The organism is Paenibacillus sp. FSL H8-0332 (assembly GCF_037963835.1).
GTDB lineage: Bacteria > Bacillota > Bacilli > Paenibacillales > Paenibacillaceae > Paenibacillus_AQ > Paenibacillus_AQ rhizoplanae.
In genome coordinates, this window is record NZ_CP150145.1 from 6,371,469 (window position 1) to 6,385,714 (window position 14,246).

At 48.0% G+C, this 14,246-nt stretch carries 10 protein-coding genes; 1 reads left to right on the forward strand and 9 read right to left on the reverse strand.

Annotated features, from left to right (window positions below):
- The first annotated feature begins 29 nt into the window (after nucleotides 1-29).
- Complete coding sequence (locus NST43_RS27765) at nucleotides 30-371, forward strand: cupin domain-containing protein (protein WP_209994323.1); 342 nt, start codon at nucleotides 30-32, stop codon at nucleotides 369-371.
- A gap of 92 nt (nucleotides 372-463) precedes the next feature.
- On the opposite strand, the gene tuf is transcribed toward NST43_RS27765, so the two are convergent.
- The 9 genes from tuf to rplL form a co-directional block, all read right to left on the reverse strand.
- A complete protein-coding gene (tuf, locus tag NST43_RS27770) occupies nucleotides 464-1,654 on the reverse strand; it encodes an elongation factor Tu (protein ID WP_209994322.1) in 1,191 nt (396 codons plus the stop codon).
- Between the two features lie 110 nt (nucleotides 1,655-1,764).
- Nucleotides 1,765-3,843, reverse strand: coding sequence for an elongation factor G (gene fusA, locus NST43_RS27775; protein WP_209994321.1), 2,079 nt, complete (start codon nucleotides 3,841-3,843; stop codon nucleotides 1,765-1,767).
- A gap of 47 nt (nucleotides 3,844-3,890) precedes the next feature.
- A complete protein-coding gene (gene rpsG, locus NST43_RS27780) occupies nucleotides 3,891-4,361 on the reverse strand; it encodes a 30S ribosomal protein S7 (protein ID WP_020427074.1) in 471 nt (156 codons plus the stop codon).
- A 45-nt stretch (nucleotides 4,362-4,406) separates the two neighbouring features.
- Nucleotides 4,407-4,826 (reverse strand): 30S ribosomal protein S12, encoded by a 420-nt coding sequence (gene rpsL / locus NST43_RS27785; protein WP_036680518.1) that lies wholly within the window; start codon nucleotides 4,824-4,826, stop codon nucleotides 4,407-4,409.
- Nucleotides 4,827-4,960: 134 nt separating this feature from the next.
- Nucleotides 4,961-5,212 (reverse strand): ribosomal L7Ae/L30e/S12e/Gadd45 family protein, encoded by a 252-nt coding sequence (locus NST43_RS27790; protein ID WP_036692367.1) that lies wholly within the window; start codon nucleotides 5,210-5,212, stop codon nucleotides 4,961-4,963.
- A gap of 177 nt (nucleotides 5,213-5,389) precedes the next feature.
- Complete coding sequence (gene rpoC, locus NST43_RS27795; RefSeq protein ID WP_209994320.1) at nucleotides 5,390-9,001, reverse strand: DNA-directed RNA polymerase subunit beta'; 3,612 nt, start codon at nucleotides 8,999-9,001, stop codon at nucleotides 5,390-5,392.
- A gap of 113 nt (nucleotides 9,002-9,114) precedes the next feature.
- Nucleotides 9,115-12,660 (reverse strand): DNA-directed RNA polymerase subunit beta, encoded by a 3,546-nt coding sequence (gene rpoB, locus NST43_RS27800; protein ID WP_209994319.1) that lies wholly within the window; start codon nucleotides 12,658-12,660, stop codon nucleotides 9,115-9,117.
- 425 nt (nucleotides 12,661-13,085) lie between these two features.
- On the reverse strand, nucleotides 13,086-13,682 hold the full coding sequence (locus NST43_RS27805; RefSeq protein ID WP_339220570.1) for a class I SAM-dependent methyltransferase: 597 nt from the start codon (nucleotides 13,680-13,682) through the stop codon (nucleotides 13,086-13,088).
- A 140-nt stretch (nucleotides 13,683-13,822) separates the two neighbouring features.
- Nucleotides 13,823-14,182 (reverse strand): 50S ribosomal protein L7/L12, encoded by a 360-nt coding sequence (gene rplL / locus NST43_RS27810; RefSeq protein ID WP_209994317.1) that lies wholly within the window; start codon nucleotides 14,180-14,182, stop codon nucleotides 13,823-13,825.
- Between the last annotated feature and the right edge of the window lie 64 nt (nucleotides 14,183-14,246).

Below are 14,246 nucleotides of genomic sequence, written 5' to 3' on the forward strand. Positions count from 1 at the left end.
TACTAATTTAATGAAAGCAGGGATTTATAATGGAAAAGAAAAATATATCTGAGGCAGTACAGTATCAAGAGGAGCGCTTTACCAAAAAGATCATTTTTCAAAAAGGGGATAGCGTTGTGTTCGTGCTTAATTTCATGCCTGGGCAGAAGCTGCCCGTCCACAAGCACCCCGGAGCAGATGTCTACATCCTCGCCTTACATGGTGACGGTGCCATTCATGTTAATGAGGAAGAGTTCTCCTTTGTCCAAGGGGAGACCATCTACATCGCCGGTGACGAGTCATTCGCTTATACGAATACTAGTTCATCCCCGTCCAGCCTGCATGTTGTTCTATCCAAGCTGCCAAGCCCGGAATACGCGAAGGAAATCTAATTCCTCGACCATGGTTTAAAAACAAAACAGGCCCCCTTCAATGAAGGGGGCCTGACTTATATCCTGGCCTATCCTAACGGATAGAGCCCGAATTATTTCTGGATAGAAGCTACGGAACCGGCACCAACTGTACGTCCGCCTTCGCGAATGGAGAATTTAGTACCTTCTTCAATAGCGATTGGGGAGATCAGGGAAACAGTTACAGTGATGTTGTCACCAGGCATAACCATTTCAGTACCTTCTGGCAGGTTGATGATGCCAGTTACGTCAGTTGTACGGAAGTAGAACTGTGGACGGTAACCAGTGAAGAATGGTTTGTGACGTCCGCCTTCTTCTTTAGTCAGAACGTAGATCTGAGCAGTGAACTCAGTGTGTGGCTTAACGGAGTTCGGCTTAGCCAATACTTGGCCACGCTCGATCATGTTACGGTCAACACCACGCAGCAATGCGCCGATGTTGTCGCCAGCTTGAGCGGAATCAAGCAATTTACGGAACATTTCCACGCCAGTAACTACAGACTTCTTAGTTTCTTCGTGAATACCAACGATTTCGATTTCTTCTCCGACTTTAACTGTTCCGCGTTCTACGCGACCAGTTGCCACAGTACCGCGGCCAGTGATGGAGAATACATCTTCGACAGGCATCAAGAAAGGCTTGTCAGTCTGACGTTCTGGAAGCGGGATATATGTGTCGATCGTTTCGAACATTTCAACGATCTTCTGTGCATATTCGCCATCAGGGTTCTGAAGAGCTTCACGAGCAGATCCACGGATGATTGGAGTATCATCGCCTGGGAAGTCGTATTCGCTAAGCAGATCGCGAACTTCCATTTCAACCAATTCAAGCAACTCTTCGTCCTCAACCATGTCGCATTTGTTCAGGAATACAACGATGTAAGGAACGCCTACTTGACGGGACAGCAGGATGTGTTCACGAGTCTGTGGCATAGGGCCGTCAGCTGCGGATACAACCAGGATAGCTCCGTCCATTTGCGCTGCGCCAGTGATCATGTTTTTAACATAGTCGGCGTGTCCAGGGCAGTCTACGTGAGCGTAGTGACGGTTAGGAGTTTCATATTCAACGTGAGCAGTGGAGATAGTGATACCACGTTCGCGTTCTTCAGGAGCCTTATCGATTTGGTCGAATGCTACAGCAGCGCCACCGTATTTTTTGGACAATACAGTAGTGATTGCAGCAGTCAGAGTTGTTTTACCATGATCGACGTGACCAATAGTACCAATGTTAACGTGTGGTTTGTTACGTTCAAACTTTGCCTTTGCCATTTTGAACAGTTCCTCCTTATTGTGGGGTCCATATAGTTGAGCCGTCCGTCTACATGCAATTCTAAGATGACTTATGAGATATACCCGGACGGCAAGTTAAAAACTCTAAATTATTCTCCGCCTTTGTTCTTGGCTGCGATTTCTTCTGCAATACTTCTTGGAACTTCTTCATAGTGAGAAAGCTCCATCGAGAATACGCCGCGTCCTTGAGTACCGGAACGAAGTGTTGTAGAGTAACCGAACATTTCGGAGAGAGGCACCTTAGACCGGATAATCTGAGCTCCACCACGGGAGTCCATACCTTCGATCTTACCGCGACGGGAACTAAGCATCCCCATAACATCGCCCATATACTCCTCAGGAACAGTTACTTCAACTTTCATGATTGGCTCAAGCAGGACAGGTTTACACTTGTCTTTTGCAGCCTTAAGCGCCAATGATCCGGCAACTTTAAACGCCATTTCATTGGAGTCAACATCATGATAAGAACCATCTACGATAGTGGCTTTAACATCAACAAGCGGGAAGCCTGCGATAACACCATTTTTCATAGCTTCTTCAATACCTGCAAGTGCAGGAGCGACATATTCTCTAGGTACAGAACCGCCGACTACTTTACTTTCGAATTGGTTGCCAGTACCAGCCTCGAGAGGTTCGAATTCAACCCATACGTGACCATATTGACCGCGTCCGCCGGATTGACGAACGAATTTACCTTCGACGCGAGCAGGCGCATTGAATGTTTCACGATAAGCAACCTGTGGTTTACCAACGTTAGTTTCAACGTGGAATTCACGGCGCATACGATCAATGATGATATCCAAGTGAAGTTCGCCCATACCTGCCAGGATAGTTTGGCCAGTTTCTTCATCAGTATGAGCACGAAGAGTTGGATCTTCTTCGGTCAGCTTACCGAGAGCAACGCCCAATTTATCTTGGTCGGCTTTGGTTTTTGGTTCAACAGCGATTTCGATAACCGGATCAGGGAAGTTCATGGATTCCAAGATAATTGGATTCTTCTCATCACACAGAGTATCGCCCGTGCTTGTATCTTTCAATCCTACTGCAGCAGCGATGTCACCAGAGTACACGATGGAAATCTCTTGGCGGCTGTTCGCATGCATTTGTAGAATACGGCCGATACGCTCACGTTTGTTCTTAGTAGCATTGACTACGTATGATCCGGACTCCAGAACACCAGAGTAAACACGGAAGAACGTAAGCTTGCCCACATAAGGGTCTGTCATGATTTTAAATGCCAAAGCTGAGAAAGGCTCTTCATCCGAAGAATGGCGAACCCCTTCAGTTCCATCATCATGATGACCAATAATAGCTGGAACATCAAGAGGGGATGGCAAGTAATCAACAACAGCGTCCAACATAAGTTGAACCCCTTTGTTACGGTAAGAGGACCCGACAATTACAGGGAAAATCTTAACTTCACATACGCCTTTGCGCAATGCAGCTTTGATTTCTGCAACTGTAATTTCTTCGCCTTCAAGGTACTTCATAGTAAGCTCTTCGTCAAGTTCAGCAACTTTCTCGACTAACTCAAGACGAAGCTCCTCAACCTTTGGAAGATATTCTGCAGGAATATCTGTAACTTCAATGTTTTGACCCATATCGTCCTTGAACATATGAGCTTTTTGCTCGATCAGGTCAATAATACCAATGAAGTCATTTTCTGCGCCGATCGGCAATTGAATAGCAACTGCATTCGCCATCAAACGATCACGCATAGAATCAATTACATTAAGGAAATCAGCACCGATAATATCCATTTTGTTGACATAGGCGATCCGCGGAACACTATAACGGTCAGCTTGTCTCCAAACAGTCTCGGACTGAGGTTCAACGCCCTCTTTGGCGCTAAATACGCCTACTGCTCCATCCAATACACGCAAGGAACGTTCAACTTCAACGGTGAAGTCAACGTGTCCTGGGGTATCAATGATATTAACGCGGTTACCCTTCCAAGCAGCGGTGGTAGCAGCGGAAGTAATAGTAATTCCGCGCTCCTGTTCTTGCTCCATCCAGTCCATTGTAGCAGCACCCTCGTGAACTTCACCGATTTTGTGCGTACGGCCTGAATAGAAAAGAATCCGCTCTGTGGTAGTAGTCTTACCAGCATCAATATGTGCCATGATCCCGATATTACGTGTATTTTTTAAGGAGAACTCTCTTGCCATGAAATGGATCTCCTTTCAAAATAGAAGTTATTTTAACGACTGCAATCCTACCAACGGTAGTGAGCAAACGCTTTGTTCGCTTCAGCCATTTTGTGTGTATCTTCACGTTTCTTAACAGAAGCGCCTGTGTTGTTGGAAGCATCAATAATCTCAGCCGCCAAACGCTCTTCCATAGTCTTCTCACCGCGGTTGCGTGAGTAGTTTACAAGCCAACGTAATCCCAAAGCAGTACGTCTTTCAGGTTTAACCTCGATAGGTACTTGGTAGTTAGCACCGCCGACACGACGAGCTTTAACTTCCAGTACAGGCATGATATTCTTGATGGCTGCTTCAAAAACTTCCATCGGCTCTTTACCTGTACGTTCCTGAATCAACTTGAACGAATTGTACAAAATGCTTTGAGCGACACCTCTTTTACCACCCAGCATAATACGGTTGATCAAACGAGTAACCAACTTGCTATTATACAATGGATCTGGCAATACATCTCTCTTAGTAACTGGACCTTTGCGTGGCATGGATATCCCCCTTTCTTAAATGGTTATTATTCAAATATGTTCATCTTATTTCTTTGCTTTAGGACGTTTCGCACCATACTTGGAGCGAGCCTGCATCCGGTTAGCAACACCTGCAGTATCCAGTGCACCACGAACGATGTGATAACGAACTCCTGCAAGGTCCTTAACTTTACCTCCGCGCAGCAATACTACACTGTGCTCTTGAAGGTTGTGTCCGATACCCGGAATGTAAGCAGTCACCTCAAGACGGTTCGTCAGACGAACACGGGCATACTTACGAAGTGCTGAGTTTGGTTTACGTGGAGTCATTGTGCCTACACGAGTGCACACACCGCGTTTCTGCGGAGCGCTCAAATTTGTAGCCTCACGCTTGAGGGCGTTGTACCCTTTTTGAAGAGCGGGAGATTTGGATTTTTCGATTTTGGCTTGACGGCCTTTACGAACCAGTTGATTAATAGTTGGCATGTTGTGCCACCCCCTTCCTGAAATGATAGTCAATTTACAAACACTAAGTCCACAGACCCAGGTGGTTCATAAAAAGACAAATGAAAAGTCCTTGCTGCCGAAGTGTACCCCGGTACAAAAACGTTCTCTTGCTGCTATTGTTTTAAGACGGCTGCCATCGCAGCACCAACTTCTATACCGCAGGCCTTGCCCAAATTCAGCATCGTGTCCACATACGTGACCTTCACACCTTGTTTGTTGCAAAGCATTACAATTCTGGAAGTAAGCCGTTGATCTCCGTCCTCTGCCACATAGACTTCTGCGGCTTGGCCCAACTCCACCGCCTTGACGGTTTGCTTGGAACCGATCTTGACCTGAGCATCCTGTAACCCTCTATCATCAGTCATGAAAACCATTACCTCCACTGAATAAGAATGACAAGACTACTCACGCACCTTAGACATTTTAGCATCCACAGTACATGATGTCAAGAATAACGACAATAAATTTATTAATAATCACAGCAGACACCGCATCACGCAAAATTCTGCGTGACGCGGATACCGCCTGCCATGAGTATTTAATTATTCAGCCGGAACCGGCTCTAAAGCTTCTTCACTGCTTTTTGCATTTGGGTCACTGAGCTTCACATTGCGATAACGATTCATGCCAGTACCAGCAGGAATCAGCTTACCGATGATAACATTCTCTTTCAGACCCAGGAGCTTATCCACTTTACCCTTAATAGCAGCATCCGTTAAGACGCGGGTAGTTTCCTGGAAGGAAGCCGCAGACAGGAAGGAGTCCGTTTCCAGGGAAGCCTTGGTAATCCCGAGCAGTACCGGCTTGGCGACTGCAGGTTCATTACCGGCAAGAATGGCTTCCTTGTTGGCTGCTTCATATTCATGAATATCAGCAAATGCACCCGGCAGGAGACTGGTATCTCCGGCATCGATAATGCGGATTTTGCGCAGCATCTGCTTAATCATAACTTCAATGTGCTTATCATTAATTTCAACGCCCTGGTTACGGTATACACGCTGTACTTCTTGCAGAATGTAGTTCTGTACCCCGCGAATCCCTTTGATACGCAGCATTTCTTTAGGGTCAATGGAACCGTCTGTCAATTCATCGCCGGCCTCAATCTCCTGGCCTTCGCTGACACGCAGACGGGAGCCGTAAGTGATGGAATACGTCTTGGACTCTGCTTCACCCTGGACTTCAATTTCACGGCGGTCCTTGGTTTCACGGATTTCCTTAACTACCCCGTCAATCTCACTGATTGTTGCCTGACCTTTAGGGTTACGGGCTTCAAACAGCTCCTGGATACGCGGCAAACCTTGCGTGATATCGTCTCCGGCAACACCGCCGGTATGGAACGTACGCATGGTAAGCTGTGTTCCTGGTTCGCCGATGGATTGTGCCGCGATAATACCGACAGCTTCCCCGATTTCCACGAACTTACCTGTTGCCAGGTTACGTCCGTAGCACTTCTTGCAGACCCCGTGACGGGCACGGCAGCTCAGTACAGAGCGAATCTGCAGCTTGGTAATGCCGGCGTTCACAATTTCCTCAGCCTTATCCGAGTCAATCAGATCGTTACGGTGAACGATGATTTCCTTCGTTTCCGGATGACGAATAGTCTCAAAGGAGTAACGGCCTTCAATACGGTCGTACAGATCCTCGATAACTTCCTTACCATCTTGAATCCGGCTGACAGTGAAGCCTTTATCGGTACCACAATCTTCTTCGCGGACAATAACATCCTGCGCCACATCAACCAGACGGCGTGTCAAATACCCGGAATCCGCTGTACGCAGCGCTGTATCGGCCAGACCTTTACGCGCTCCGTGAGTGGAGATAAAGTACTCGAGTACGGTTAGGCCTTCACGGAAGTTTGCTTTGATTGGCAATTCAAAGATTCGACCCGAAGGTGTTGCCATCAGACCACGCATACCACCGAGCTGAGTGATCTGCGATTTGTTACCACGTGCCTTGGAATCCACCATAAGCATGATAGAGTTGAAACGATCCATTGATTTGAGCAGCACGTTAGTAAGCTCATCCTTAGTCTTCGACCAAATTTCGATAACGCGGTCATACCGCTCATCATTGGTGATCAGACCGCGGCGGTATTGGTTCGCCACTACATCAACCTTAGCTTCGGATTCTTTAAGAATGGTGACCTTCTCCTCAGGCACGATAACATCCGATACGGCAACCGTAACACCGGAACGTGTAGAGTACGTAAAGCCGAGTTGCTTAATTTTATCCAGAATTATTGAAGTCTTGGTAGTGTGATACGTCTCAAAGCAGCGGGCGATAATGAGGCCCAGATATTCTTTACCTACAGCGCTGGCTTCCGGAGCAGCCATGATCAGTTCGCGGATATCCGCACCCTTTTCATAGATGAAGTACTTCTCAGGTGTTCCCTGCAGCAGGTTGGTTTTGGTCGCTTCGTTGATATACGGGAAGCTGCTAGGATAGATTTCATTGAAGATAATCTTACCCACCGTAGTGATCAGCAATGCATTTTGCTGTGCTTCTGTAAAGCAGGTTTTACCCAGAGCCTTAACAGGAATAGCAACACGCGCATGCAGACCGGCAGTTCCACGCTGATAAGCGGAGACCGCTTCATTCACAGTACGCAGAATCATGCCTGTTCCTTTTTCTTCATTGTTATCCATGGTCAGATAGAACGTACCAAGGACCATATCCTGAGAAGGAGTAACAACCGGCTTGCCATCCTTAGGGTTCAAGATGTTACCGGACGCCAGCATGAGGATACGGGCTTCAGCTTGAGCTTCAGCGGACAGAGGAACGTGTACCGCCATCTGGTCACCGTCAAAGTCAGCATTGTAAGCCGTACATACAAGCGGGTGAAGACGGATCGCGTGGCCTTCTACCAGAATCGGTTCAAATGCCTGGATACCCAGTCTGTGCAGCGTAGGGGCACGGTTCAGCAGAACCGGATGCTCTCTGATTACTTCTTCAAGCACATCCCAGACTTCTGGACTTACGCGCTCAACCTTACGCTTCGCACTCTTTATGTTGTGGGCAAGCCCTTTGTTAACCAGTTCTTTCATTACAAACGGTTTGAAAAGCTCCAGTGCCATCTTCTTCGGAAGACCGCATTGGTACATCTTCAGGTAAGGTCCTACGACGATAACCGAACGACCGGAGTAGTCGACACGCTTACCGAGCAAGTTCTGGCGGAAACGTCCCTGTTTACCTTTCAGCATATGGCTGAGCGATTTGAGTGGACGGTTACCAGGTCCCGTTACAGGACGGCCGCGACGGCCGTTGTCAATCAGTGCATCTACAGCTTCCTGAAGCATCCGTTTCTCATTCTGAACGATAATGTCAGGAGCACCGAGATCCAGCAGTCTTTTCAGACGGTTGTTCCGGTTAATTACACGGCGGTACAGGTCATTAAGGTCAGACGTAGCAAACCGGCCGCCATCGAGCTGAACCATTGGACGAAGCTCCGGCGGTATAACCGGGAGTACATCCATGATCATCCAGTCAGGCTTGTTGCCGGAGTTGCGGAAGGCCTCAATGACTTCCAGACGTTTGATCGCCCGGTTACGGCGCTGTCCTTGAGCGGTACGCAGCTCTTCTTTGAGGAATTCCAGCTCTTTATCGATATCGATATCCTGAAGCAGCTTTTTGACGGCTTCCGCACCCATACCGGCCTGGAAACCGTAGCCGTATTTCTCACGGTAGCTGCGGTATTCTTTCTCGGACAGCAGTTGTTTCTTCTCCAGCGGAGTTTCCCCCGGATCGGTTACAACATAAGATGCAAAGTAGATAATCTCTTCGAGCGATCTAGGAGACATATCCAGTGCCAGACCCATACGGCTTGGAATACCTTTGAAATACCAGATATGAGATACCGGAGCTGCCAATTCGATGTGGCCCATACGTTCACGACGAACTTTAGCACGGGTAACTTCCACGCCGCAGCGGTCGCACACAACGCCTTTATAACGGACGCGTTTGTATTTACCACAATGACATTCCCAGTCCTTTTGCGGTCCAAAAATACGTTCGCAAAAGAGACCCTCTTTTTCCGGTTTCAAAGTACGATAGTTAATGGTCTCCGGTTTCTTTACTTCTCCGCGGGACCAAGAACGAATTTTTTCCGGGGAAGCGAGCCCGATTTTCATAAATTCAAAATTGTTAACGTCCAACAAGGAGCAACCCTCCTTAACCTATATCCTGATTTAGTACCACTGCCCTCTCTTGACGCTTAAGTCAACAGAGGGCATGGTCCTTTGTGTAATGAAATTAGTGGCTTGCTGGTGAACTACTCTATGCCGACTTCTGTGCCTTCCAAATTGAGGCTCAGCTTGTCGCCTGACGTCTCGTCCTCATCATCCAGTTCTCTCATCTCAATCTCCTGCTCGTCACCGCTAAGGATTTTGACATCCATACCGAGCGACTGCAGTTCCTTGATCAATACCTTGAATGACTCCGGAACACCCGGTTCTGGAACGTTTTCGCCTTTGACAATGGATTCGTACGTTTTCACACGACCGACTACATCATCGGACTTCACAGTCAAAATCTCTTGCAGTGTATAAGCCGCACCGTAAGCTTCAAGCGCCCATACTTCCATTTCCCCGAAACGCTGTCCGCCGAACTGAGCTTTACCGCCCAGTGGCTGTTGTGTAACGAGAGAGTAAGGACCTGTAGAACGGGCATGGATCTTATCATCAACCATGTGCGCCAGCTTGATCATATGCATGACACCGACTGTAACCTCACGTTCGAAGCGTTCACCTGTACGTCCGTCATACAATATGGTCTTACCATTACGCTGCATACCGGCTTCTTCCATCGCATCAAATACGTCATACTCACGGGCTCCGTCGAATACCGGAGTAGCCACGTGAATACCCAGACGCAGTGCAGCCATACCGATATGGACTTCCAGCACCTGTCCGATGTTCATACGTGAAGGAACGCCCAGCGGGTTCAGGACAACCTGTACCGGCGTGCCATCCGGAAGGAACGGCATGTCTTCTTCTGGCAGAATACGAGCAACGACACCCTTGTTACCGTGACGTCCGGCCATCTTATCACCTTCAGAAATCTTACGCTTCTGGGCAATGTAGACACGAACCAGTTGATTCACGCCAGGAGGCAGCTCATCGCCGTTCTCGCGGGTGAATACTTTTACGTCAACGACAATACCATCACTACCATGCGGAACGCGCAGGGAGGTATCACGAACTTCACGGGCTTTCTCACCGAAGATCGCATGCAGCAGGCGCTCTTCAGCAGTCAGCTCAGTTACACCCTTCGGAGTAACCTTACCTACCAAAATATCGCCGGCATTGATTTCCGCACCGATACGGATAATTCCGCGCTCATCCAGATTGCGGAGCGCCTCTTCACCGACGTTAGGAATATCACGCGTGATCTCTTCAGGTCCGAGCTTCGTATCACGGGCTTCGGATTCGTATTCCTCGATATGAATCGAAGTGTATACATCTTCCTTAACCAGCTTCTCACTCAGCAGGATCGCATCCTCATAGTTGTAGCCTTCCCAAGTCATGAACGCAACGACTACGTTACGGCCAAGCGCAAGTTCGCCCATTTCTGTGGAAGGTCCGTCTGCCAGGATGTCACCTTTTTTGACGATATCCCCACGTTTGGCCAGTGGACGCTGATTAATACAGGTACCCTGGTTCGAACGCATGAATTTGTGTAATTTATATTTAACGATATCGCCTTTGACTTCCTTGCCCTCAACTGCCTCAACACGGCGCAGCCAGATTTCATTGGCAGAGGAGCGTTCGATAATACCGTCATATTTGGAGACAATACATACGCCGGAGTCTTTAGCCGACTTGTGTTCCATCCCTGTCCCTACAAGCGGAGCCTTCGGAATAAGAAGCGGAACGGCCTGACGCTGCATGTTCGATCCCATCAGTGCGCGGTTGGAGTCATCGTTCTCAAGGAACGGAATGAGCGCCGTTGCGACGGATACAACCTGTTTTGGCGAAACGTCCATGTAGTCTACACGGTTGCTTGGCATGGTAGTGATATTGTCTGAATCCTTGTTGTAACGAACGATAACTTGTTCTTCCTTGAAGGAGCCTTCCTCATCGATCAGTACATTTGCCTGCGCAACTACATAGTTATCTTCTTCATCGGCAGTCAGATAATCGATTTGTTCAGTTACCTTGCCGGTCTTCGGATCTACCCAACGATACGGAGCTTCGATAAAGCCGTATTCATTGATGCGGGCGAAGGTGGACAAGGAGTTGATCAGACCGATATTCGGACCTTCTGGAGTCTCGATTGGACACATACGGCCATAGTGACTGTGATGGACGTCGCGGACTTCAAAGCCTGCACGTTCACGTGTCAGACCACCGGGTCCGAGTGCAGACAGACGGCGCTTGTGTGTAAGCTCGGCAAGCGGGTTCGTCTGATCCATGAACTGGGACAGCTGTGAACTGCCGAAGAACTCTTTGATGGACGCGATGACCGGACGGATGTTGATCAGCGCCTGCGGTGTGATCGCATTGGCATCCTGAATCGACATTCTCTCGCGGACTACGCGTTCCATACGGGATAGACCGATACGGAACTGATTCTGCAGAAGTTCGCCTACAGAACGCAGACGGCGGTTCCCCAGGTGGTCAATATCATCCGTGTTGCCGATACCATGCAACAAATTAATAAAGTAGCTGATTGAGGATATAATATCAGCCTGAGTAATATGCTTAACCGATTTATCAATGTTACCATTGGCAATCAGTTTGATGATGCGGCCTTCTTCAATTGGCGAGAATACGTCAATCGTCTGAAGCGGAATATCTTCACTGTCCATTACGCCGCCTGTTACACGGTAGTTTTTGGCAGCAATGTTCTTCTCGAAATAAGGAATCAGCTCATCAAGCAGGCGGCGGTCCACCATTTGACCGGATTCTGCCAGGATTTCTCCGGTAGACTCATCAACCAAAGGCTGTGCCAGACGCTGATTGAACAGACGATTCTTAATATGCAGCTTTTTGTTAATTTTGTAACGACCTACATTGGCCAAATCATAACGTTTCGGGTCAAAGAAACGTGCAACGAGTAGGCTCTTGGCATTATCAAGTGTTGGTGGTTCGCCCGGACGCAGACGCTCGTAGATTTCGATAAGCGCCTTCTCCGTGGAATCCGTGTTGTCTTTATCCAGCGTGTTGCGAATATATTCATCATTGCCAAGCAGTTCCAGAATTTCAGCATCACTGCCGAAGCCCAAAGCACGCAAGAGTACTGTTACCGGGATCTTACGAGTCCGGTCGATACGAACATACATGATGTCCTTAGCGTCGGTCTCCAGTTCCAGCCAGGCTCCGCGATTCGGAATTACTGTGGCGGTGTAAGTTTTTTTGCCATTCTTATCCACTTTTGTGCTGAAATAGACGCTTGGAGAGCGAACCAACTGGCTGACAATAACCCGTTCTGCACCATTGATAATAAAAGTGCCGGTTTCCGTCATCAGAGGGAAATCTCCCATGAACACTTCCTGCTCTTTAACCTCACCGGTCTCCTTATTGATGAGACGCACCTTCACACGCAGAGGAGCTGCATATGTTACGTCCCGCTCTTTAGCGTCGTCAACCGTGTACTTCGGTTCACCCAGGCTGTAATCAATGAACTCTAGCACCAAATTCCCTGTGAAATCCTGGATCGGCGAGATGTCCTGGAACATTTCCCGCAATCCTTCCTCCAAAAACCAATCATAAGATTTTTGTTGGATCTCGATCAGGTTCGGGACCTCGAGTACCTCGTTAATTCTCGCATAGCTCCGCCGAGTGCGTCGACCATACTGAACAAGATGTCCTGCCAACTTTACTCACCCCTCATGTCTACTCACTTAAAAATTGATTGCGAACCCTTGTTTGGACCCGTATAATGGAACCATAACACAAGGATTCAGCCATAAATACAGAAAAGCCCCTTATCGAAATCTTTCGAAAAAAGAGCACAACTATTCACGGCCAAAATACTCCTTATCCAGTAGATTTGCCCAAAACGTGCGTATTATACGTCACCGAGCTACAGTTCATGCGCTATTATCTATTGTCCCGGCGACCTTCGCCGTGACAGGAACATAGAGAACGGAATTCGCAAAAACCTGCCGTGCGGCATGCGCTTACCGGGCGACAATATATCACTTGACATTTCAGCAAACTAAAGACATGGAGCCTAGCTTAATACTGACATTTTATAATAATACCACTGCGAGCAACACATGTCAATGAGTATTATTATTTATTTCTGCGCTTTTAGTATCCGATAGCCCTTGTCTTTCCCCACTTCTTCTACCACCGAAAACAAACTCTCCAGCTTGGCAACCGCAGATGGTGCACCCTGCTTCTTCTGAATGACAACCCACAGACATCCGCCCTCATTCAAATGCCCACATGCCTGTTCAAAGATCTCATGCACCACGGCCTTGCCGGCACGAATTGGCGGGTTGGTAAGAATTACATCGAATGTCTGCCCCTGTACGGCGGAGAGCACATCACTTTCCATCACCGTAACATTACGGATACCATTATGCTGCGCATTCTCGCGGGCAAGCTCTACCGCACGGCTGTTAATATCGATCATCGTCACATGCCCCTTGGAAGCGAGATGTGCCGCACTGATCCCTATCGGACCGTAACCGCAGCCCACATCCAGCACCTGCGCATCCGCTTGAATCTCCATCGCCTCAATTAGAACACGGCTGCCATGATCAATATCTCCTTTGGAAAAAACACCGGCGTCGCTTGTAAAGCGGAGGCGCTTGCCTCTCAGCTCCGTATCGATGCTGCGTCTGTCATGACGCGCTTCCGGCTGCTGCGAGTAATAATGCTGCGACATACAATCCTCCCTTTCACATTGAACTAACTATACACATCTGCAAGGCTTCCTTATAGAGCAACCCCCTTGAACAAGTTCAAGGGGGTTGCAGGAACCGGAGAGAATGACTTCTGCACCGGGGCAGTACCTATTGAATCAACTTATTTTACTTCTACGCCTGCGCCTGCTTCTTCCAATTTTGCTTTGGTAGCTTCGGCTTCTTCTTTGCTTACTTTTTCTTTGATTGCTTTTGGAGCGTTGTCTACAACTTCTTTAGCTTCTTTCAAGCCAAGACCTGTGATTTCGCGAACGATTTTGATAACGTTGATTTTGGAAGCGCCAGCGCTTGTCAAAATTACGTCGAATTCGGATTGTTCTTCTTCAACAGCTGCTACTGCTCCGCCAGCTGCTACTGGAGCTGCTGCAGTTACGCCGAATTCTTCTTCGATTGCTTTAACCAGGTCGTTCAGTTCCAATACGCTCATGCCTTTAATTTCTTCTAAGATTGTTTCTTTGCTCATGATTGAACCTCCATTATATTTGAATTGGTTTGTGGTATTGATTGATTATGAAGCTAGAAGCAAA

Excerpts from the sequence above, each read along its gene's own strand:
- NST43_RS27765 (WP_209994323.1), top strand. The coding sequence starts at position 30 with ATGGAAAAGAAAAATATATCTGAGGCAGTACAGTATCAAGAGGAGCGC.
- tuf (WP_209994322.1), bottom strand. The coding sequence starts at position 1,654 with ATGGCAAAGGCAAAGTTTGAACGTAACAAACCACACGTTAACATTGGT.
- fusA (WP_209994321.1), bottom strand. The coding sequence starts at position 3,843 with ATGGCAAGAGAGTTCTCCTTAAAAAATACACGTAATATCGGGATCATG.
- rpsG (WP_020427074.1), bottom strand. The coding sequence starts at position 4,361 with ATGCCACGCAAAGGTCCAGTTACTAAGAGAGATGTATTGCCAGATCCA.
- rpsL (WP_036680518.1), bottom strand. The coding sequence starts at position 4,826 with ATGCCAACTATTAATCAACTGGTTCGTAAAGGCCGTCAAGCCAAAATC.
- NST43_RS27790 (WP_036692367.1), bottom strand. The coding sequence starts at position 5,212 with ATGACTGATGATAGAGGGTTACAGGATGCTCAGGTCAAGATCGGTTCC.
- NST43_RS27805 (WP_339220570.1), bottom strand. The coding sequence starts at position 13,682 with ATGTCGCAGCATTATTACTCGCAGCAGCCGGAAGCGCGTCATGACAGA.
- rplL (WP_209994317.1), bottom strand. The coding sequence starts at position 14,182 with ATGAGCAAAGAAACAATCTTAGAAGAAATTAAAGGCATGAGCGTATTG.